The sequence below is a fragment of the Geodermatophilus sp. SYSU D00779 genome (genome assembly GCF_054050595.1).
Genome location: NZ_JBJGZQ010000010.1, coordinates 84,522 through 106,184 on the forward strand (window position 1 = coordinate 84,522; position 21,663 = coordinate 106,184).

At 70.7% G+C, this 21,663-nt stretch carries 16 protein-coding genes and 1 pseudogene; 7 read left to right on the forward strand and 10 right to left on the reverse strand.

Annotated elements, in window-relative coordinates:
- The first annotated feature begins 36 nt into the window (after positions 1-36).
- From ACI79G_RS10090 to ACI79G_RS10105, 4 genes are all read left to right on the forward strand, one after another.
- Complete coding sequence (locus tag ACI79G_RS10090; protein WP_456880988.1) at positions 37-636, forward strand: FHA domain-containing protein; 600 nt, start codon at positions 37-39, stop codon at positions 634-636.
- A complete protein-coding gene (locus tag ACI79G_RS10095; protein WP_456880989.1) occupies positions 633-2,738 on the forward strand; it encodes an RCC1 domain-containing protein in 2,106 nt (701 codons plus the stop codon). Before ACI79G_RS10090 ends, ACI79G_RS10095 begins: the two co-directional genes overlap by 4 nt.
- 384 nt (positions 2,739-3,122) lie before the next feature.
- On the forward strand, positions 3,123-4,109 hold the full coding sequence (gene sbnA, locus ACI79G_RS10100; RefSeq protein ID WP_456880990.1) for a 2,3-diaminopropionate biosynthesis protein SbnA: 987 nt from the start codon (positions 3,123-3,125) through the stop codon (positions 4,107-4,109).
- A gap of 541 nt (positions 4,110-4,650) precedes the next feature.
- Positions 4,651-5,433, forward strand: coding sequence for an IclR family transcriptional regulator (locus ACI79G_RS10105; RefSeq protein WP_456880991.1), 783 nt, complete (start codon positions 4,651-4,653; stop codon positions 5,431-5,433).
- Positions 5,434-5,587: 154 nt separating this feature from the next.
- Here ACI79G_RS10105 and ACI79G_RS10110 read toward each other — a convergent pair whose 3' ends face one another.
- From ACI79G_RS10110 to ACI79G_RS10135, 6 genes are all read right to left on the reverse strand, one after another.
- Positions 5,588-6,772, reverse strand: a complete 1,185-nt coding sequence (locus ACI79G_RS10110) for a 2Fe-2S iron-sulfur cluster-binding protein (RefSeq protein WP_456880992.1) — start codon at positions 6,770-6,772, stop codon at positions 5,588-5,590.
- A 123-nt stretch (positions 6,773-6,895) separates the two neighbouring features.
- Entirely contained in the window at positions 6,896-7,753 is an 858-nt protein-coding gene (locus ACI79G_RS10115; RefSeq protein WP_456880993.1) for an IclR family transcriptional regulator, read from the reverse strand.
- Positions 7,754-7,796: 43 nt separating this feature from the next.
- Positions 7,797-9,059: an aromatic ring-hydroxylating oxygenase subunit alpha gene (locus ACI79G_RS10120; RefSeq protein ID WP_456880994.1), complete on the reverse strand. Its 1,263-nt coding sequence runs from the start codon at positions 9,057-9,059 to the stop codon at positions 7,797-7,799.
- A gap of 165 nt (positions 9,060-9,224) precedes the next feature.
- The gene (locus ACI79G_RS10125; RefSeq protein WP_456880995.1) at positions 9,225-10,502 is read right to left on the reverse strand and encodes a M24 family metallopeptidase; all 1,278 of its coding nucleotides are present in this window, start codon (positions 10,500-10,502) and stop codon (positions 9,225-9,227) included.
- 195 nt (positions 10,503-10,697) lie between these two features.
- Entirely contained in the window at positions 10,698-12,473 is a 1,776-nt protein-coding gene (locus ACI79G_RS10130; protein WP_456880996.1) for a BCCT family transporter, read from the reverse strand.
- A 153-nt stretch (positions 12,474-12,626) separates the two neighbouring features.
- Positions 12,627-14,189 carry an FCD domain-containing protein gene (locus ACI79G_RS10135; RefSeq protein WP_456880997.1) on the reverse strand — a complete coding sequence of 521 codons (1,563 nt, stop codon included), beginning with the start codon at positions 14,187-14,189 and terminating at the stop codon, positions 12,627-12,629.
- A gap of 278 nt (positions 14,190-14,467) precedes the next feature.
- Between ACI79G_RS10135 and ACI79G_RS10140 the strand changes: the two genes are divergently transcribed.
- Positions 14,468-16,501 carry an oxidoreductase gene (locus ACI79G_RS10140; protein ID WP_456880998.1) on the forward strand — a complete coding sequence of 678 codons (2,034 nt, stop codon included), beginning with the start codon at positions 14,468-14,470 and terminating at the stop codon, positions 16,499-16,501.
- Positions 16,502-16,517: 16 nt separating this feature from the next.
- Positions 16,518-17,615 (forward strand): alcohol dehydrogenase family protein, encoded by a 1,098-nt coding sequence (locus ACI79G_RS10145; RefSeq protein ID WP_456880999.1) that lies wholly within the window; start codon positions 16,518-16,520, stop codon positions 17,613-17,615.
- On the opposite strand, the gene ACI79G_RS10150 is transcribed toward ACI79G_RS10145, so the two are convergent.
- From ACI79G_RS10150 to ACI79G_RS10160, 3 genes and pseudogenes are all read right to left on the reverse strand, one after another.
- Positions 17,603-17,785, reverse strand: coding sequence for a hypothetical protein (locus tag ACI79G_RS10150; RefSeq protein WP_456881000.1), 183 nt, complete (start codon positions 17,783-17,785; stop codon positions 17,603-17,605). The two genes, ACI79G_RS10145 and ACI79G_RS10150, sit on opposite strands and share 13 nt — an antisense overlap.
- A 438-nt stretch (positions 17,786-18,223) precedes the next feature.
- On the reverse strand, positions 18,224-19,168 hold the full coding sequence (locus ACI79G_RS10155) for an SLC13 family permease (protein WP_456881060.1): 945 nt from the start codon (positions 19,166-19,168) through the stop codon (positions 18,224-18,226).
- A 27-nt stretch (positions 19,169-19,195) separates the two neighbouring features.
- A pseudogene (locus ACI79G_RS10160) lies at positions 19,196-19,581 on the reverse strand (SLC13 family permease); the annotation flags it as partial.
- Between the two features lie 125 nt (positions 19,582-19,706).
- Here ACI79G_RS10160 and ACI79G_RS10165 point away from each other — a divergent pair.
- Positions 19,707-20,402, forward strand: coding sequence for a FadR/GntR family transcriptional regulator (locus ACI79G_RS10165; RefSeq protein ID WP_456881001.1), 696 nt, complete (start codon positions 19,707-19,709; stop codon positions 20,400-20,402).
- A 218-nt stretch (positions 20,403-20,620) separates the two neighbouring features.
- Here ACI79G_RS10165 and ACI79G_RS10170 read toward each other — a convergent pair whose 3' ends face one another.
- Positions 20,621-21,562 (reverse strand): SRPBCC family protein, encoded by a 942-nt coding sequence (locus tag ACI79G_RS10170; RefSeq protein ID WP_456881002.1) that lies wholly within the window; start codon positions 21,560-21,562, stop codon positions 20,621-20,623.
- Positions 21,563-21,663: the final 101 nt, after the last annotated feature.

Below are 21,663 nucleotides of genomic sequence, written 5' to 3' on the forward strand. Positions count from 1 at the left end.
GAGCCGGGAGCCATGGCTCGGTGGCGGTCGGCGGGCATGACGGCGTACCTGGAGGTGTGGAAGCCCTTGGGTGTCGAGCTCGTGCTGCTCGAGACACGCCGGGTGACGATCGGCCGCAACAGCAGCAATGACATCCCCCTCGGCCACGACAGGACGGTCTCCGGCCTGCATGCGGTCCTGGAGCCGGTCGGCGGGGGCTGGTGCGTGCAGGACGTCGGGAGCCGCAACGGCACGTTCGTGCGGGGGGAGCGCATCCTGGGGATGTGCGCCCTGCGGCACGGCGATGACCTCGCGGTGGGCCAGACGAAGTTGGTGTTCCGGGCGGCGGAGCCGGCAGGGACCACGCGAACCGAGGGGGCGGCACCGGCGCCGGAGCTGACCCGTCGCGAGCGTGACGTGCTGCGCGCGCTGTGTCGGCCCCTGGTCGGCGGTGGGGTGTTCACCGAGCCGGCGACCCTGCACGAGATCGCCACCGCACTGGTCGTCACCGAGGCCGCGGTACAGCAGCACCTCCTGCGGCTCTACGACAAGTTCGGCATCGCCCCCGGCACGGGCAGCCGCCGAGGCCAGCTGGCCAACGAGGCCGTTCGCCGCGGCGCGGTCCCCCTTGCCGATCTCTGGGACTCGCCGCCATGACCACCGGATCGCTGCCACCCGGGGCGGCGGTCGGTGCGTTCACCGTGGAGGCGCTCATCGGTCGGGGCGGTATGGGTGAGGTCTACCGTGCGGTCCACCGTGAACTGGGTCGCCCGGTGGCACTCAAGGTGCTCCTCCCGGTGCTGGCCACCCAGGAGGAGTTCGGCGCCCGGTTCGTCCGGGAGGCCCGGGTGATGCAGAGCCTCGACCATCCCGGCATCGTCACGGTGTTCGACGCCGGGGACGCCGGCGGACGGCTCTACCTGGCGATGCGCCTGGTCACCGGGATCAGCCTCAAGGACCTGCTCGCCGAGGGCCGGCTCCCGCCCGAGCAGACCGTCTCGATCCTCGAGCAGCTCGCCGAGGCGCTGGACCATGCGCACAGCCGGGGAGTGATCCACCGCGACATCAAGCCGTCCAACATCCTGATCGACCCGCAGGGCCGGCCGGTGCTGGTCGACTTCGGCCTGGCCAAGGCCCTCGGCGACACCTCGGTCACCGTGAGCAGCCAGTATCTGGGGACGCCGACGTACATGGCGCCCGAACAGGCCTCCGGAGACCCGATCGGGCACCGCGCCGACCTGTACTCCCTGGCGTGTGTGGCCTTCGAGATGCTGACCGGCACCCCGCCCTACACCGAGCAGGACACCCTGGCCCTGCTGCTCGCCCATGGAACCCATCCGGTGCCGCGTGCCACCGAGCGAAATCCGGACCTGCCGGGGCCGGTGAACGCCGCCTTCCAGCGTGCACTGGCCAAGTCCCCCACCCAGCGCTACCCCTCCGCCGGCGCATTCGTCGACGCGCTCGAGACCGCGCTCCCGGCCGACCGCGAGTTCCCGCGGGCAACCCGCCCCGGTCTGAGCCGGCGCAGCTTCCTGCTGGCCGGCCTGGGCTCGGCAGCTGTGCTCGTGGCCGGCGGAACAGCCGTGGTCTGGAACACCGCCGCGCCCGAGCCACGACCGTCACCGCGGCCGGCGTCCGGTCCCGGAGTGCGACAGGTCGCCGCCGGCGCCACGCACAACCTGGTCCTGCTCGCCGATGGCACCGTCAAGGCCTGGGGCTTCAACGGCTCTGGTCAGCTCGGCGACGGCACCACCGCATCGCGGCGATCCAGGCCGGTGGCGCTGCCCGACCTGACCGATGTCACGACCGTCGACGCCGGTGACTGGCACAGCATGGCGCTCCTGCGGGACGGCACCGTCAGGGTCTGGGGCGACAACCAGTTCGGCGAGCTCGGCGACGGCACCGCCACCAACCGGTCCACCCCGACAGCGCTGCCCGACCTGACGGGTGTGACCGCCATCGCCGTCGGCGGATTCCTGGGCAACGACGGCCGTGGCGATCCGGTCAGCTTCGCGCACACCCTGGCCCTGCTGGCTGACGGCACGGTCAGGTCCTGGGGCAGCAACAACGACGGACAACTGGGCGACGGCACCACCACCGACCGCCTCGCACCGGCCGCGGTACCCGGCCTCACCGGGGTCAGCGCCGTCGCCGCCGGCGGCACGCACAGCTTGGCCCTGCTCACCGACGGCACCGTCGTGACCTGGGGAGACAACGGTCTGCGCGGCCCGACCGGCAGAGGTACCTCGGCACAGACCGAACGGAGCGCCATCACCGCCCCGGTCGCGATGTCGGGACTGGCCGATGTCACCGCCATCTCCGCCGGCAACTTCCACAGTCTGGCCCTGCTGGGAGACGGGACCGTCCGAGCCTGGGGCTGGAATGCCTTCGGTCAGCTGGGCGACGGCACGACGGACGACCGGCCGTCCCCGGTCACGGTGTCCGGGTTGACCGACATCACCGCCATCGCCGCCGGGGACCGGTTCAGCCTCGCCCTACGCCGAAACGGCCGAGTCACGACATGGGGGGCCAACGAACGTGGCCAGCTCGGCAACGGCACCTTCGACGATCAACCCCTTCCCGTCGACGTCCTCGACCTCACCGAGGTGACCACCGCCTCGACGTCGACCCAGCACAGCCTCGCGCTGCTCGCCGACGGCACAGTCATGGCCTGGGGTTGGAATGCGGAAGGTCAGCTCGGCGACGGCACCGCGGATGACCGGCCCGCTCCCGTCGAGGTGTCCAGCTTGACCGCCTGAGAAACGGCGGCGAACCGATCATCAGGCGACTGCCCGCGTGATGCCGCGTTCCCTCATCTCTTCTGCAGCAGTCGCAGGTGCGGTCCGTCGCGTGATCCGACGACGGAGGGTGCGAGGTCTGCTGGGCTCCAGCGGCGTCGGCACCGATCGCCGTAGACCATCGCGTTGTGCAGTGACTGCTCGTCGATCCAGGGGTGTGGGGGAGGGGCCGGGCGTCGGGCGACGCTGCCACCGGCGCGCCTTATGTCGGTATGAGGAGCGCCTCACATGGAAGCAACGGGATTGCTCCACGCGCGGGATACTGCGCCGGCGCAACGGGTGCGCATCCTATGGGCGTCAAGAGACACCCGTGAGGGAACTCGAGCGCACCAGATGAGGGTGATCATGCCGGTCGTCGCTTCTCCCCAGGATTTCAACGAACACGACCTGTACGTGGACCTGCAGCCGATCCTCGGGCAGTCGCTGTTCCTCAAGTGCGAAGGCTTCAACTTCGCCGGTTCGGTCAAGCTCAAGGCCGCCACCGAGATGGTCGAGGCCGCCGAACGCGACGGGACCCTGCAACCTGGGGCGTGCCTGGTCGAATCCTCGTCGGGGAACCTGGGCGTGGCGCTGAGCATGATCGCCGCGAGCAAGGGCTACCGGTTCCTGTGCGTCACCGACTCCCGGTGCAACCTGGCGACCCGGCTCTTGATGGAGGCGCTGGGCGCGCAGGTGCACACCATCACCGAGCCCGACCCCGTCACCGGCCTGCTCGGCGCCCGGATGGACTTCATCCGCGCGCTGTGCGCCCGTGACGACCGGTACGTGTGGCTCAACCAGTACACCAACCCCAATGCCTGGAAAGCGCACCACCGCACCACCGGCCCGGCGATCGCCCGGGAGTTCCCGCAGCTGGACGTGCTGTTCGTCGGCGCCGGTACCACCGGCACGCTGATGGGCTGCGCCCGCTACTTCCGCCAGCACCATCCCCACGTGCGGATCGTGGCCGTCGACCCGGTCGGTTCGGTGTCCTTCGGCGCCCCGGCGGCCCGGCGGATGATCCCCGGCCTGGGCATGGGGGTGCGGCCGCCGCTGCTGGACGAGTCCTACGTCGACGAGGTGGTCCACGTCCAGGAGGCCGACGCCATCCGGGCCTGCCACCGCCTGGCTCGGCGTGGGTTCCTGTTCGGCGGCTCCACCGGCACCGTGGTCAGCGGCGCCATGGACTGGCTGACCGAGCACGGCACGCCGGACCTGACCGCGGTGGCCATCGCCCCCGACCTCGGGGAGCGTTACCTCGACACGATCTACCAGACCAACTGGGTGGCCGACCTCTACGGCGAGGACGTCCTCACCTCCGACGAGCTGGCTGACGCCTCCCCGGCCGCCTGACCCGCGCCACTGGTGCCCCACTCCGATGATCCCTGCCCCCGCTGGCCTTGCTGCGGATCGATCCGTTGCTCGAGTGCCCTGTCCGTACAGCTCGGGATGGCGCTGCTCGCCAACCGTGTTCACCACCATGGGCCTCGGGTCAGGGCCGTTCGCCACAGTGCGCTGACGTCCCGTGTCCCGTCTGACCTGCGAAGACGTATCTAGGCGTACGTAGGCGCACCCACAGCCGACGCCTGGAGGTCGAGGGGTCGCAGGTTGACGTCCTGTCAGCCCGACAGCGGAAACCGCAGCTCAGGGGTCGTGTCCGGAGGGATCCGGACCGGCCCCTCTCCCTGTGCGGGGCAGGCGCTCGTCGTCCGGCAGCCGGTCCCCACGCCGGACACGGCACGGACGGTGAGTCGTACGTCGATCCTGCGGGATCGGCGTCTCACGTGCGTGGGTCCGTGCGGACGCGAGCGCGGCCAGGAGGCTCGGCTGTGCGGCCGTGTCGCTCGTCCGCAGCCGGTGGCCTCGGCAGCCCGGCTACGACTACGTTTCCGCCATGCAGGACAGTCGCACTGCGCGGGACAACTCGGTGCAGTCCGTGGACCGGGCGATCTCGGTCCTGCAGGTGCTTGCACGCCATCGCACCGCCAGCGTCACGGAGATCGCCGGCGAACTGGGCCTGCACAAGTCGACCGTGTTCCGCCTGCTCGCCACCCTGGACGCGCGCGGGCTGGTCGAGCAGCACGCTGAGCGCGGTAGGTATCAGCTCGGCTACGGGGTGGTGCAGCTGGCTGCGGGAGCCACGAGGACCGGCGACCTCTCCCTCCTCGGTCTCCCACTCTGTCGGGAACTCGCGGAGACCGTGGGCGAGACGGTCAACGTGGCGGTGCGCGACGGTCGGTGGGTCGTCAGCGTCGACCAGGTGATCGGCGCCGCGGCAGTGACGACCGTGAACTGGGTGGGGCAGCGCAGCCCCCTGCACGCGACCTCGGCCGGCAAGGTGTTCCTGGCGCACATGCCGCCTGACCAGGTGGACGCCGTGCTCGCCGAGGACCTGGAGCGGTACACCCCGCACACCGTGGTGGACCCGATCGTCCTCAGGACGCAGCTCGAGCTCGTCCGGGACCGGGGCTACGCCTCCACGAGCGAGGAGCACGAGGTGGGCCTGGCGGCCATCGCGGCTCCGATCCGCTCCATCGACGGCGGTGTGGTCGCCGCCGTCACGGTCTCCGGGCCCACGTTCAGGGTCAACGAGGACACGATCCCAGGCCTGGCCAAGCACGTCCTAGCGGCGGCTGACGAGATCTCGCAGCGCAACGGCCATCCCAAGCGCGGCTGAGCGGCGGCACGGGGCCCGTCGCGCGCTCGGCCGTCGCTGAGGCGACCGAGGGGCTGCCGCCCGCGTCACACCGTCCCCCGCGGACGGCGAACCCGAGGCCGCCGTCGTGCCGGGGGGCCTGCGCCGGGCCGGTCGACCCACCTGCACGGGCGAGTCAGGCGTCGATCCGCAGGTCGCTGAGCGGCTTCGAGCAGCAGATGAGCAGCTTGTTCTGCGCGATCTCACGCGGCCGGATGCCGCCCTGGTGCTGCATGTCCACGGTGCCGGAGAGCACGGTCGTCTTACAGGTGCCACACATGCCCTGGCCGCAGGACGAGGGAGGGGTCAACCCAGCCTCGTACGCGGCGTCCAGGACGTTCTCGTCGGCGCGGCAGCGGAACGTGCGACCGCTGCGGACGAACTCGACGGAGTAGGCGACAGCCTGCGCTTCGGCGCTCGGCGGCTGGGACTCGTCCGCACAGGCGGCGTCCACGCGGGCCGGGGGCACCTCGACCGTGAGGTCTTCGAAGGAGAAGGACTCCTCGTGGTGACGCGCCATGTCGAAGCCTGCCGCGACGAGCATCCGGCGGACCGCGGCCATGTACGGGGTGGGTCCGCAGCAGAACACCTCGCGCTCGTGGAGGTCGGGCGCGAGCACACGCAGCATCTCGCCGCTCAGGAAGCCCCGCAGTCCGACCCACGGCTCCCGAGGGGAGTCCCGTTCGCAGACGTGGGCGACGCGGATGGTGGGTGCCGTGCTCGCCATGACGTCGAGCTCACGCTGGAAGATGATGTCGGACGGCGTCCGCGCACTGTGCACGAACAGGACGTCGGTGTCCGAGCCGAGGTCGTACAGCGTGCGCGTCATGGACATGAGCGGGGTGACGCCGCTGCCTGCCGACAGGAACAGGTACTTGCCTGCCGGATGGCGGGCGGGCGAGAAGAGCCCGAACGGTCCGTCCGCCGAGACGCGCTGGCCAGGCCCCATGGTGTCGTGCAGCCAGTTGGAGACGAGCCCTCCGGGCTGTCGTTTGACCGTGATCCCGATCAGATGGGGCCGCGTCGGTGGCGTGGAGATCGTGTAGCACCGGTCGACAGCGCGGCCGCCGATCTGCAGTCGCAGGGTGATGAACTGGCCGGGGTCGTAGTGGAACAGCGCGGGGTCCTCGGACTGGAACAGGAATGTCTTGACGTCGTGGGTGACGTCGAGGACCTGCCGGCACACCAGCGTGGAGTTGTCCGTCTCTCCCCAGACAGGGAGCACGGACGGGTGGGCCGTCAGACCGACGTGCCCACCAGCGGGGGACGGCGCCGGCGGACCTGCATCCAGTACCGCCACGGGGCTGGGGGGCGCGGTCATCGGAAAGCCTCTCGACGTGCTGGCTCGGGTGCCGGGCGTGTCGGCCGGCGATGGGCTGGGTGGGCGGGGTCGGGCGCAGGCCCGGGTCGGGCCGCTGCGTGGCAGAGGCCGCACGGCGTCGGGTCAGAGGGCCCGAGCGCGCTCCCGCCTCTGATGGAGAGCTGACTCGATGCGGTCGGCCGCGCGCGTCAGGTGGTCGGCCGCTCGTCGCGCCCGGCGCCCATCGAGTCGCTGCGTGGGGCCGCTGACGGTGAGCACGCCGACGAGCTCGCCGACCTGCCCGTAGATGCCCGTCGCGACGCCCGACAGGCCTTCTTCTGCCTCGTCCGTGGAGAGGGCGTGCCCTCGCTCGCGGACGCGGCCGAGGTCGATGCGCAGCTCGTCGGCCGTGGTGATCGTCGAGGGGGTGAGACGCACGAGCGGCTCGCGGAGGAAGCGCTCGAGCTGCTCGTCGTCGAACGTGGCGAGCAGCACCTTCCCGCTCGCGCTGGCGTGCAGCGGGAACCGCTGTCCGACCCAGGATCCCGGTCGCAGGTGGTGGGGTGCGTCGACCTGGTGCACCAGGTCCAGGCCTCCGTCGGGAGCCACCACGCTCAGCGTCCCGGTCTCCCTGACCGCGGCCACCAGGTCGGCGATGACCGGGCGAGCTGCCTCCAGCAGGAGGAGCCCTTCGTCGGTGTTCCGGGCCAGGCGCAGCAGCTCCGGCCCCAGGAGCACCCGGTCGTCACCGGCGACCCGGAGCAGGAAGCCCTCCTGTTCCAGCGTCTGGATCATCCGGAGCGCCGTGGCACGCGGGAGCCCGGCAGCCCGGGCCAGCGAGGAGACGTTCGCCCTGTGGTCGTCGGCGGTCGCGCGGAGGAGGGTGATCGCCTTCCTGACCGACTGGTTGAGCTTGGCTCCCTCGTCACCGGTCTTCGTGCGGCCACGAGGTCCTCGGCTCGGCAGCGCCGATGGCCTCGTCGGGCCTTCCGTCTCGTCCATGTCCCACCTCTGCGGTTCTGCGGCCTCGACCGTCGATGTGTCCCTAGCGGGACAGGTGAGCGGCCAGCCGGGAGACGTACCAGGTGACGAAGGCATCGACGTCCCCTTCGACCGTCGAGTACGGGCCCGGCCGGTAGCCGGGGTCCTCGACGCCCTTCTGGGTGCGGGCCACCAGGGTCCCGTCCTGCTGGTTCGTCGCCTGCCAGACCCTGGTCAGGGTGGCCACGTCGTAGTCCAGGCCCGCCACCGCGTCCGGGTGGACCAGCCAGGTCGTCCGCAGGAGGGTCCGGTCCGGGGCGAGCGGCAGCACGGAGAACACCACCGCGTGGTCGGCCAGCACGTGGAACCACGAGTTCGGCTGCATGTGCAGGGACAGGTCACCGAACCGGTCCGTGGTCATGGAACCCATCAGCCTGCTGCACACCGACTCGCCGTTCGTGTTGAACGACTTGCCGGCACCGTCGAGCGGCGCGTGGGAGAGCTGGAACCCCGTGGCGCGTGTGTCGAGTTCCCGAGCTCCCTCGATGGGGAAGCCCTGCCGGACGCACGCCGACCGGAGCGCGGCGGCGGCCTCGTCGTAGCGCTGGAAGGCCGCCCGTAGCCGCGGCGGGACGTCCTCGGCGGTGTAGCCGAACAGGGGGAAGTAGGCGCTCACCAGCTCGGGGTGGCCGTCGCAGTGGTAGCACTCGCGGTTGTTCTCCATGACGAGCTTCCAGTTGCCGACCTCGACGATGTCGACCTGGTGGGCGACCTTCGCCTGGCGCAGGCCGTACGGGGCCAGGAAGGGCTCGATGCGCGCGGCGACCTCGTCGAAGTCGGCCGGTGGGTCATCGGCGAGGCACAGGAACACCAGACCGCCGATGCTGCGCACCTGGACCGGCCTGAGGCTGAAGCAGCTGCGGTCGAACGAGGCCGGCTGGTTGTCGGCGTGCATCAGTCGACCGTCGACGCCGTAGGTCCAGTGGTGGTAGGGGCAGACGAGGTTCCCCACGCTGCCCCGCGGCTCGTCGAGCAGCCGCGATCCCCGGTGCCGGCACACGTTGTGGAAGGCGCGCAGCTCTTCGTCGTCGTCCCGGACGATGATGACGGAGTAGCTGCCCACCGCGACGGTGACGAAGTCGCCCGGTTCGGGGAGTTCCGCCTCTGTGGCCGCGAAGAGCCAGTGCCTGGCGAAGATCGCGCTCACGTCCAGGTCGAAGACCTCCTGGCTGGTGTAGAAGGGCGCCTCCAGGCTGTACCCGGGCACACGACGCTCCACCAGGTCGACCAGGTCGTGTCCGGTGGGGCGCTCCAGCTGCATGGTCATGGTGCGTCTCCTGGGTGGAGGGGACGTGCTCGCTGATCGCGGTGCTGGTGCGGCGTCGACCTGCTCGACCAACCGGCGCCGTGGCCACCACCCAGTGGATGGGCGTGTCCACTAGGTGAGTGGTAGCACGCTGTCTCGAGGTGAGTCAACAGCGCGGGGAGCCGGTCACGCGTCGGACAGGTGCTCGTCGTGCGGTGCGTGGCTGAGCACCTCCACGCCGCCCTCCGTCACGAGGACCTGCTCCTCCAGCTTCAGCCCCTCGGCCTCTCCTTCGACCCCCACGTACGCCTCGACGCTGAACACCATCCCGGCCTCGATCTGGCCGGCGTGGTGGTCCTCGAAGACGAGGACCGGGTACTCGTCGCTCAGCCCGCTGCCGTGGGCGATGAACGGATACCGCTGCGGGTGATAGGCACGAGGAAGGCGACTGCTGAGTCGTTCGCCCACCTCGTCGAAGGCCGCTCCCGGCTTCAACTCACTGATGATCTCCTCGAGGAAGGCCTCGGCATCCGCGTACAACCTCTGCTGCCGAGCGGTGGGCTTCGTGCAGTCGACGAGGTACGTGCGGGACACGTCTGCGAGGTAGCCGGCCGGACCGATGAGGTCGGTGTCGAAGGAGACCAGGTCGCCGGACTTGATGCGGCGATCGCTGGCCTCGCGGAACCAGGGGTTCGTCCGCGGTCCGGACGACAGCAGACGCGCCTCGACGTACTCGCCCCCCAGGGCGAACGCTCGGCCGGTGAACAACGCCCACGCCTCGTTCTCGGTCATGCCCGGCCGGAGGGCCTGGTGCAGGTGGGTGATCGCCGCGTCGCAGGCGCGAACCGATCGGCGGATCAGCTCGATCTCCGCCGCTCCCTTCGTGGCCCGCGCCTGTTCGATCGCCAGCTGCACCGGTTCGAGGTGCAGACCGGCCGCCTGGAGGGCCAGGAACCCGTACGCGTCGAGTCTGTCCACCCCGATCCGGGCGTCCCGGATCCCGCGCTCCTGCAGCACGTCGGTCACCTCCGCCGCGAACCGCTCGGCCCGGCCCGAGGCGCGTTCCGCAGACCCGAAGACCGACCAGCTGATCGCCGTCCGCGTCTCCAGGTGCGGATGGGGAGACACCAGCTCGGCTGGTGCCGACGCGTACTCCCACAGGATCGGCTCACCCTCGGCCGGCACCAGCACGTAGCGGTCGACCACGTGCATCGTCCAGACCGGCATGGTGGAGGTGCCGGACACGTATCGGATGTTGACGGGATCCACGAGCAGTGCGGCTGCCAGGTCGTGGCGGCGCAGCGCGTCGCGGGTGCGGACGAGCCCGTGTTCGACGGCCCCGCGGACCAGCGCGGTGTCCACCTCCGGCTGTGCCTCGCTGGTCCGGGCCGGCGCGACCGACCGCGGCACGTCGTACCTGGGTCGGGTGGCCCGGCCTGACGACGCGCCCGGTGTACTGGTCATGAGCGGCTCTCCACAGCAGGTGCTCGGCAGGGGCCCACTCGGTCAGGCACCGCTCTGGCCGGAGGGCTGCGCGGGGTGGTGCGCCGACCACTGGCTCCCAGCCGGCGGCGGTGCAGCCGAGCGGGCCGCGCCGTGATCGCCCAGCCGGACAGGACGAGGTGCGGCCCTGTCGATGCGCACCGGTGGCTGCACTCGTCAGAGCGGTGTTCGTGACGCCGTCGGTTCGCGGGTGGGAGCGGCGGCACCGTTCTCGGGGCCGGCCGGGGGCGGCTGGGTCGGGTCCTGCTGCTGGACCGTGTTCGAACGCATCTCCGTGACCACCGTTCGGACACCAGGCGGGACCGTGGCGACGACCGGCTCAGCGCGCAGTTGCTTGAGCAGGCTGTAGCAGACCCCGAGCATGACGACCAGGAACGGGACGCCGAACACGATGACCGTGGTCTGGATCGCGTCCAGTCCACCGGCGAGCAGCAGAGCGATCGCGACCGCGCCGATCATCGATCCCCACGTCACCACCAGCCAGGTCCGGGGGTGGAGCGAGCCGCCCTGGGACAGCATCCCGAGCACCAGGGACGCCGCGTCCGCTCCGGCGACGTAGAACAGCATGATCAGGACGACGACGAGCACCGCGGTGATGGTCGAGAGCGGCATCGCGTCGAGCATCGTGAACAGGGTGTTCTCGACACCCGTGGCCAGCGAGCCGGCCATGTCGGTGACCCCGGTCAGCTGGAACCGGATGGCGGTCCCCCCCATCACGACGAACCAGATGGTGCTGACGAGCGTCGGGACGATCAACACGCAGATCACGAACTCGCGGATGGTCCGCCCTCGGGAGATCCGCGCCATGAAGGTGCCCACGAACGGCGCCCACGACATCCACCACGCCCAGTAGAAGATCGTCCAGCCGGCGAGCCACTCGCGGCCACCGGCGGCGCCCGTGCGGAACGACATGGGCACGAACTGGGCCAGGTAGCCGCCGAAGGACTCGACGAGGGTGTTCATCAGGAAGATCGTGGGCCCGAAGGCGAACACGAACACCAGCACCCCGACGGCCAACCCGGCGTTGATGTTCGCCATCCACTTGACGCCCCGCTCGGTCCCGCTGACCGCGGACACCACGAACAGGGCGGTCAGCACGACGATCACCACGATCGACACCGTGTTGCTCTGGGGGGCGTCGAACACCCGCGTCAGCCCGCTGTTGATCTGGAGGGCGCCCAGCCCCAGGGACGTGGCCGCCCCGAAGGTGGTGATGAACAGACCGAAGATGTCAACGGCCCGGCGGGCAGGGTGCGACGGGTCCTTCCGCGGGAACACGATGGAGCTGAGCAGGTTGGGCAGACCCTTGCGGAACGTGGCATAGGCCAGGGCCAGCCCGACGACGCCGTACAGCGCCCACGGGTGCAGCCCCCAGTGGAAGATCGTGTACTCCATGCCGAGTTCGGCGGACTCGGGCGTCGCGGGCTCGGCGAGGTCCAGCGGCGGGGTGAGCAGGTGCGACAGCGGCTCGGCGACGCCCCAGAAGATCAGCCCGATGCCCATGCCGGTCGCGAACATCATGGAGATCCAGGAGACGGTGCTGAACTCCGGGCGCTCGTCGTCGCGGCCCAACCGGATCCGCCCGTAGCGCGAGAGGGCGAGCAGCAGCATGAGCGCGACGAAGCCGACGGTCACGAGCACGTACACCCAGCCGGTGGCGTCGATCATCTTCGCCAGGACCGTCGAGGCCACGGTGGCCAACGAGCTCGGTGAGATCACCCCCCACAGCACGAACGCCAGGGTCAGGGCGAGGCCGGCGATGAAGACGGTCCTGTCGACCGGCTGGTCCACGTCGGCGGCTCGCGGGTGCATCCGGTCGTCATCGGGCGCGGCGTGGACGAAGCGCTCGGTGACGACGACCGTCTCCTCGACCGTCATGTCGCCGTCGGCCGCTCGGGCGGGCATCCGGTGATCGGGGTCGTCGGGGCTCATGAGACACCTTCCGTTCCGCAGAGCGCTTCCGTCGCGCCGTACGAAACAGTGTGAGCTGGACCACTGTCAACGGTCAGCCGGTCGAGGCGTGCGGAGGTCTCGGCGCCTCCGCGCACCGATGCGGTGACAGTCGCCCGGGTCGTCCTCGACTGCTCACGACCTCCTGGTCGGCCGCGATCTGGTGGCCTCGAGCTGTCCGATCATGTAGGTGGCGGCGTCGTCGATCTTGACGCGCCAGCGTTCCACCGCGACCTCACCGTTCCCGGAGTCGATCGCCTCGAAGATGGCGCGATCATCATGCAGGATCGCGTCGATCGGATACGCGTAGTCCAGCCCCATCACGGCGATGAACATGCGCAGGTGGTCCGCCAGGACCTCCAGCATGGGTGCGATGCGGACCAGGCCCGAGGCCTCGGCGAGGGTGTTCTGGAAGGCGATGTCCGCCTCGCCTGTCCGGTGGACGTCGCCGGTCGCGGCGCACTGTTCCAGCGCGTCCAGCGACTCCGCGACCGACTGTCGCTCCTGCGGAGACCACCGGACGGCGGCTCGGATCACCAGGGCTCCCAGCGCGCGCCGAGCGGCGTACGTCTCGACGACGTCGTTCGTCGTCAGCACGGGGACCACCGCCGCATGCCCCGTCGTGATCGTGAGCAGGCCGTCCCTCTCCAGGAGTCCCATCGCCGTCCTGACCTGAGCCCGCGACGTCCGCAACCGACCCGCCAGGAAGCGTTCGGTGACGCGGTCACCACCGGCGAGCCGGCCTTCCGCGATGCCCTGGCGGATCGTCAGGACGATCTCGTCGGCGAGAGCTCGTTCCGGTCCCAGGTGACGCGCCGCGGATCGGGTCGCGGGTCCGCGGCCTCCTCCCGCCCGGGGTGTGGGACGCACCCAGGTGAACGCACGGCGGGGCGCTCGCGCCCACGCGCGCAGGTCGTTCTCCAGCTGCAGTGCCGAAGCGGGGGAGAGGAGCGCCCCCCAGTCGACGAGGAGCGGGAAGAGGGACAGCCACTCGCCGAGATCCCGGCACACCCTCCGAACCGACACCTCGGCCGGCACGGGCGCCTCGGCGGACGCGAGGGCCATCAGGGTCGCGTCCGGGTCGGCAGCGTCAACCACCTCGTCCCAGAACGGACTCGTGTCGGCAGCGGAGATCGCCGGGACCTCGGGGCGGACCAGATCGGAGGCCAGGACCGCACGCAGTGACCGTTGCACCGCCGGGTCGACGCGTGCTGGTGGAGCAGGGTCCTCCCGCCGGGGAGCGGGCGTCAGCTGAACGGCCAGGACGGCGTACTGCGACGTCACCAGGAGGCCGAGGACGACCGGCTGACGCCCGGTCGTCGCGGCGGTCAGGTCATCGCTGAGCGCGGTACCGGACCGCATGGCCTCCCAGGCGCGCGCCACGAAGGACTGGCTGACGCCGAGGGCGTCAGCGATCGAGCGACTGGACCACTTGGTGGTGGGCATCCAGAGCGGCGCAGTGAGGGCGGCGTGCCGCAACTCCTCCGTCGTCCGGCGTCGGTGGGCGGGCCGGCTCAGCTGCGCCGCCCCGCCTAGGCGGTAGCGCTGAGCCCACTTGGCGGCCGTCTGCCTGGTGACGCCGTGTTCCCGGGCGGCGCGCGCAGGCCCGAGCGACAGCACGTCCTGCACCAGTCGTGCGCGCAGACGTACCGCCTCGTCGACGTCCCGCGAGAGGTCCTCGAGCTGCGGATCGCTCACCTGACTCCTCGAGCGTGGAGTGCATAGTGTAACTCACCGACTCACGCCCGGTACGAGTCCGGGCGCGGTACTACCGGACCGGCGGACACCGCTGCACTCTTTCCTCCCGACGCGACCGAGGGCCGCTGGCAGCCCCTGCGATGGGCACCGTCCACCGAGCAGGGACTGGTCGAGGGGCCGTCGACGTCGCGACCGTGCCGACTGCTCCGACGAGGCAGGAAGCGCGGAGGAGGAGGTCGGGGAGACGCCATCGGCCGCCGTTGCTCCTGGAGGCACCCGTGCAATCCGCAGACCCGTTGATGAGTCCCTTCACGCTCAAGGGCGTCGCGCTGCGCAACCGGATCGTCAGCACCTCCCACGAGCCCGCGTACAGCGAGGACGGGCTCCCGGGGGACCGGTACCGGGCCTACCACGTCGAGAAGGCGCGAGGCGGGGTCGGGCTCACAATGATCGGCGGCAGCGCCATCGTCAGTCCGGAGAGCGCACCGGCATTCGGCAACCTGCAGCTGTTCAAGGACGAAGCGGTCCCGCTGCTGCGTCGTCTCGCGGACGAGGTCCACGAGCACGGCGCTGCGGTCATGACCCAGCTGACCCACCTCGGCCACCGGACGAGCAACTACACCCACGACTGGCTGCCGGCTATGTCGGTCAGCGCCCTCCGGGAGTCGGCGCACCGGGCGTTCACGCGGCCGGCGGACCGATGGGATCTCGACCGCATCGTCCGGGACTTCGCCGACGCGGCCGTGCGCTGCAAGGAGGGAGGACTGGACGGCATCGAGCTCATGGCGTACGGGCACCTGTTGGACGCCTTCTGGACCCCGGCCCGGAACCGCCGCGAGGACGAGTACGGAGGATCCTTCGAGAACCGGATGCGCTTCCCGCTCCAGGTCGTCCGTGCCATCCGCGCCGCCGTCGGTGAGCAGTTCGTGGTCGGCGTCCGCATGACCTTCGACGAGGGACGCAGCGACGGCCTCCGGACCGACGAGGCCCTGCGGATCGCGCACGCACTGACCGACGCGGGCATCGACTTCTTCAGCGTGATCAAGGGGTTCATCGACACCGACGCCGAGTTGGCACAGGTGATCCCGCCGATGGGCACGCCGGCGGCGCCGCACCTCGCGTTCACCGGCTGGGTGAAGCAGAACGTCGACGTCCCGGTGATGCACGCCGCCAAGATCGGCGACGTGGCGACGGCGCGGTACGCCGTCACCGAGGGACTCGTGGACCTGGTCGGGATGACCCGGGCGCTGATCGCGGACCCTCATCTGCCGAACAAGGTCGCCGCCCGACAGGTGGACCGCATCCGTCCGTGCGTGGGCGCCAACATGTGCATCGACGGCATCTACAGCTCCGGTGCGGCCTACTGCGCCCACAACCCCTCGACCGGCCGGGAGCTGCGCCTCCCGCACACCGTCCGCAAGGCGGCCCAGCGGAAGAGGGCCGCCGTCGTCGGCGGGGGGCCCGCGGGACTGGAAGCCGCGAGAACGCTCGCCGAACGGGGACACGAGGTCGTCCTCTTCGAGGCGAACCCGAGTCTGGGCGGCCAGATCGCCCTCGCGGCGAAGTCCCCGCGGCGGCGTGACCTGATCGGGATCGTCGACTGGCGGATCGAGGAGTGCAAGCGGCTCGGTGTCCACCTGGAGCTCAACCACCTCGTGGAGCCGGGCGAGCTCGCCGACGGGGACTTCGACGTCATCGTGGTCGCGACCGGTGGCCTGCCCGACGTCGAGGTCGCCGAGGGCAGCGACCTCGCGATCGACTCCTGGGACGTCATGTCGGGAGCGGTCAAGCCCACCGGCGACGTGCTCGTCTACGACGACCACGGAGGGCACCAGGCGCTCGACGCCATCGAGGTCATCGCGCCCGCCGCGGCCTCGGTCGAACTGGTCACCCCGGAGCGGACCATCTCACCCGACGTCGGTGCGCTGACGATGGCCGGCTACCTGCAGATGCTCGCCGAGCACGGCGTGACGATGACGCCGGCCCACCGCCTGATCCGTGTCGAACGATCCGACGGACGGCTCAAGGCGACGTTCGCCGTGGACGGTGCTCGGCGGTCGATCGAGCGGTACGCCGACACGATCGTCATCGAGCACGGAACGCTGCCCGTGACCGACCTCTACGACGCACTCGTCGACGCTTCGATCAACTGCGGCGAGATCGACACGAAGGAGCTGTTGGCGCTGTCGCCCCAGTCGCCGACCCACAACGAGGACGGCCGGTTCAGCATCTACCGCGTGGGCGATGCGGTGAGCAGCCGCAACATCCACGCGGCCGTGCTCGACTCCTTCCGCCTGTGCAGCGCGATCTGAGGATGGAGCAGCTCACTTGTCGTTGCCGCAGACGATGGCCGCCGTTCTGCTCACCGGACACGGCGGGCTGGAGAAGCTCGAGTACCGGACGGACGTACCCGTTCCCCACCCCGGGAGGGGTGAGGTGCTCATCCAGGTCGCCGCAGCCGGGATCAACAACACGGACGTGAACACGCGGATCGGGTGGTACTCGAAGGCCATCACCTCCGGGACCGGAGAAGGCGGGGCAGCGGGCTTCGACGCCGTCGAGAGCGTCGACGCCACGTGGGCGGGGACGGCGCTCGAGTTCCCGCGGATCCAGGGTGGGGACGTCTGTGGTCGCATCGTCGACGTGGGGGAGGGGGTCTCCCGCGACCGCATCGGCGAACGGGTCCTCGTTCGCACCATGCTCCGCACGCCGGTCGGCTACCGGCCGTTCGAGTGCTGGACCTTCGGCAGCGAGTGTGACGGCGGGTTCGCGCAGTTCACGGTGGCTCCCGCTCGCGAGACGTACGCCGTCCGCAGTGACTGGAGCGACGAGGAACTCGCTGCGCTGCCGTGCGCCTACTCCACTGCGGAGAACATGCTCCACCGGGCCGCGGTGGCGTCGGAGCGGGTGCTGGTGACCGGCGCCTCGGGGGGAGTGGGCCTCGCCGCGGTCCAGCTCGCCAAGCGCCGGGGCGCGACGGTCGTTGCGGTCTGCTCGGCGTCGAAGGCCGCCGACGTGATCGCACAGGGCGCTGATCGGACCGTCGACCGGGACGCGGACCTGGTCGACGACCTCGGCAGGGCGACCGTCGACGTGGTGATCGACGTCGTCGGCGGCCCCCGCTGCGCGCAGTTGTTGGACCTCCTGCGGCCAGGCGGTCGGTACGCCGTCTCGGGCGCCATCGGAGGGCCGATCGCGGAGATCGACCTGCGAACGCTGTACCTCGAGGACCTCTCGCTCTTCGGCTGCACGTTCCAGGAGGACGAGGTCTTCGAGAACCTGATCGAGTACGTCGAACGCGGCGAGGTGCGCCCGGTCGTCTCGCGCACGTACCCCCTGGCGGAGATCGCTTCTGCGCAGGAGGCCTTCCTGACGAAGGAGCACGTCGGAAAGCTGGTGCTCATCCCACCCGGTCAGGCTGCTTGAGCACCCATCCCACGACAGCCCCCGCGGTGCAGGTGGTCGGCGAGGACGTCGGCAAGGCCCTCGGTGAGGGTGAGCTGCTCACGCAGGGCGGTGACCCGGGCGGTGGCGGCCTCGTGGGACATCCGCAGCCGGTCGAGCAGCGCCACCGCTCGTGTCGGCGGCACCGACATCAGCCACTGGCTGAACCGGCCGTCTGACCTGCGCAGGTCGTACGACCCCGCATGCCGGCGAACCGCCTACGGCAACGGTCACCACCGGAGCGCCTCGTCGAGCCGGTCAGCGGCCTCGCAGAGTTGATCCGGACCGACGTGCCCGTCGGTGTCGGCCCTGATGGCGTAGCACCACGTGGCCCAGGTGCTCGTGGACGACCTCGGTGTGCGTCGGCCGCCAGCAGGGAGCTCGCCGCGGAGTGCCTCAGGGGTGCAGGTGGACGCCGTTGGGACCGGCGCGCTACGCCGAACGTCTCGAAGCCACGCAGCACGTTGCGGGGCTCGGGGTTGCTGCGGAGCAGCATGGTGGCGTGGGGGCCGGCGAGGGCTCGGGAGAGGTCCGCGACGAGCGTGCCGGGGAGCGTCCCGGGTGCAGTGCCGGTCATGGTGTGCACCTCCTCAGAGCCAGCCGGGAACCGCGAGCACGGCCCAGACGAGGAGTGGTCCCGCGAGCGTCACGAGGACGCTGTAGTAGAGGACCTGCTTGTAGTACTTCTCCTCGGTGATGGTGTCCGGCCGGTTGGCGACCATGAGCGCCCCGTTCGTGGAGAAGGGGCTGACGTCGACGATCGTCGAGGACACGGCGAGGGCGGCGACGACGGCGACGGCGCTGACCTCGCCGGTGGCGATCAGCGGGATCGCGATCGGGACGATGATGGGCAGCAGTGCCGTCGACGAGGCGAACGCCGAGGTGATGCCGCCGACGTAGCAGAGGACGAGCGCGCCGATGAGAACGGTGCCCAGACCGGCTGCCCAGGTGCCCACCGCCTCGGGCGCGCCGGCGGCACTGAGGATCGCCGCGAAGCAGCTGACGCCCGCGACCAGCAGCACGGTCGGCCACGCGATCTGCTTGATGGCGCCCTTCTGCTCCTTGGGGAACAGGGCGGTCAGGATGACCGCGGCGGTGATCGTGGCGAACCCGATGTTGCGATCGAACGCGAGCGCGACGAACGCGACGGCGGCGAACGCGACGAGCGTGATGACCTGGTCTGCGAGACGCCCGCGGGCGACCGTCGTGTCACCGCGGGTCTCGGTGACCGTGCCCCCGCTCGGGGCCGCCGCCGGAGCGCCACCCCCGGACGCGCCGGCCGGGACGACGTCGCCGACTCCGGGCTGCTTGCCGTCGCCGGGTTCCTCCGAGCCGATGCGGCGGGACGCCAACTGGCGGCCGCCGAGCGCGAGGAAGAGCGCGATGGCGATGGCCAGGTTGACGAGCAGGCTGGAGAGGAAGATCGCTCCCTCGTTGACGGGCAGGTCGTTCTCGGCCATGACGGAGTTGGTGATGACCCCGTAGATGCTGATCGGGGAGAACCCGCCCGCCTGGGCACCGTGGACGACGAGCATGCCCATCACCAGCGGGCTGATGGAGTAGCGGCCGGCGAACCCGAGCGCATCGGGCCGACGATCGCGCAGGCCGCCGGGCTGGCGGCGCCGATCGCGGTGAGCACGGCGGTCACGGCGAACATGACCCAGGGGATCAGCGCCACCCGGCCGCCGACCGCGCGCACGGCCCCCCGCACGATCAGGTCGACGGTCCCGTTGTTGCGGGCGATGGCGAACAGGTAGGTGACGCCGACGAGAGTGAGGATGAGATCGCCGTTGATGCCGTCGACGATCTCCCGTTCGTCGAGGCCCAGGGCGTACATCCCCACGCCCCAGGCGGCGACGAAACCGAGCGCGCCCATGTTGATCGGCAGAACGGTGCCGACGACGAACAACGCCACGAGCGCGAGGATCGAGACCAACTCCGGTGACATGTGCGGTCCTTGGGTCGGGACTGGAGGGAGCCCGGGGGCATGGCCGCTGACTGTGGCACCCCTCACACGGTGGCTCAGTGGCTGAGCCAATAGCACATCGGGACACCTGTCAATAGACTGGTGTCATGTCTGGGGGCGGCACCTTCCGGCCGGTTGCCCGGCCGCGCCTGTACGAGCAGGTCGTGAGCGAGATCGAGGCCTGGATCGCCGAGAACGGCCTCGAGGTCGGTGCCCGTCTGCCGCCGGAGCGGGAGCTCGCCGCCAAACTCGGTGTCAGCCGGGCGACCCTGAGCCAGGCGCTGGTGGCGATGGAGGTCGTCGGCGTGGTCTCGGTGCGGCACGGCGACGGTGTCGTCCTCGTCGAGCCCGCCGGGTCGACCAAGGTCGTCAACGCCCTGCGGCGGCACGCCCAGCAGTTGCCCGAGATCATCGAGGCGCGCGATGCGCTCGAGACCAAGCTGGCCGCGCTCGCCGCCGAGCGGCGGACCGACAGCGATCTCGCCGCCATGGAGGAAGCCCTGGACTGCATGGAGCGCGACATCGCCTCCGGAGGACGAGGCGTCGAGGGGGACGAACGGTTCCATGCCGCGGTGACAGCCGCCGGCCACTCGCCGCTGCTGGCCAAGCTCATGGTCGAGATCAGCGATCTGATCAGGGAGACGCGGATAGCGTCGCTGGCTCAGCCAGACCGGCCCGCCAGCTCACTCCGGGGTCACAGGAAGATCGCCGACGCCATCCGGGCGCGTGACGCCGCAGCGGCCGCTCTGGCGATGCAGCAACACGTCGCGATGGTCAGCGACGTGGCCCACCTCAAGGGCTAGCGAGCCGACCGACCTGCAGGTCGGCGGTCTCGTCCCCGCGGGCGCCGGTCACCACTCCACGGCGTCGGACCCGCTGGTGGCGAGGTGATGGACCGGACCCCGTTGCGCGGCACGACCTCGGCCGCTTCGTCGTCCAGGGCCTCGGACGAGCACGTGCTCCACCTGGAGGGCGTTGCCGTCGACCACCGTGCCGACGCCCGCTCGGTACGACGGGCGGCTCAGCCGAGACGGGCCTCCACCGCCGCGAGGCCGCCTGCGTAGAGGGTGCCCGCCAGCAGGTCGTCCATGGCCTTCTCGTCCTCGGGTTCGCAGTCGTACGTGCTCCACCACTCGACGAAGCTCGCGCCCCCCTGGGTCACGGGGCTGACGCGGATGGTCGAGTAGTACCGGGTGAACGGGAAAGGTCCCTCCAGCAGGTGATACGTGTAGCTGCGATCGAGATCGCTCAGAGCGACCAGCCGCTCCCGCACCAGCGAGCCGTCGTTCAGCGTCAGCTTCCGCTCGCAGCCGACCTGATCGGCGGGCTTCCCGTCCAGGATCTCGCTCGCGGTGATGGCGTCGACGAAGTCCGGCGTGCGGTTGAAGTCGCGGAGGAAGTCCCAGACGGTGTCGGGATCGGCACCGATGACGGAGCTGGTGTACGAGCGCGGCATCGTCCACTCCTGAGGGATCGCGGCGCGGGGAGTATCGGGTGCAGGGAACCCCGCGTAGTGTGCTGCGCCCGGCGGCACGACGTCGACCGGTCCCGAACGCGTTGCACGACCCGCTCCGTGCGCTTGCTCGGGCGAACGGGCGCGGTCCGCCAGACACGACGCAATCCTCCGACGCCTCTGCGCAGGTCGGGACCGGCGCACATGAGCGGCCTGGTCCTCCACCCTCACCGCCCTGGTGAGCCGCCGGCGCTGCGTCCGCGTCTGCGTAGGGCCACCGCCGCGCCGGTCAGAGCCACTCCAGGGCACGGTGGTCGCCGGGGCCCATCGGTCCGAGGGGCCGGTGCCGTAGGTGACGAAGGCCAGCGCCGGCTGTCCGGTCGCCGGATGGGCGAGGATCCCGGCGTTGACCACCGAGGCCTGGATGGTCGAGTCGGCCCGCAGGGTGGAGACGACCGCGAGGTGGTGCTCGTCGGCGGCGAGGGCCGCGACGTCGTCGAGGCTGGTCACACCCAGACCTTGGCGCCGGCGCCGGGGCGGCTCAGGTCGGCTGCTCGGGTTCGACGAACCGGCCACGGCCGTGGGCGGGGTGGGTGCCAGGCGTCCGGCGG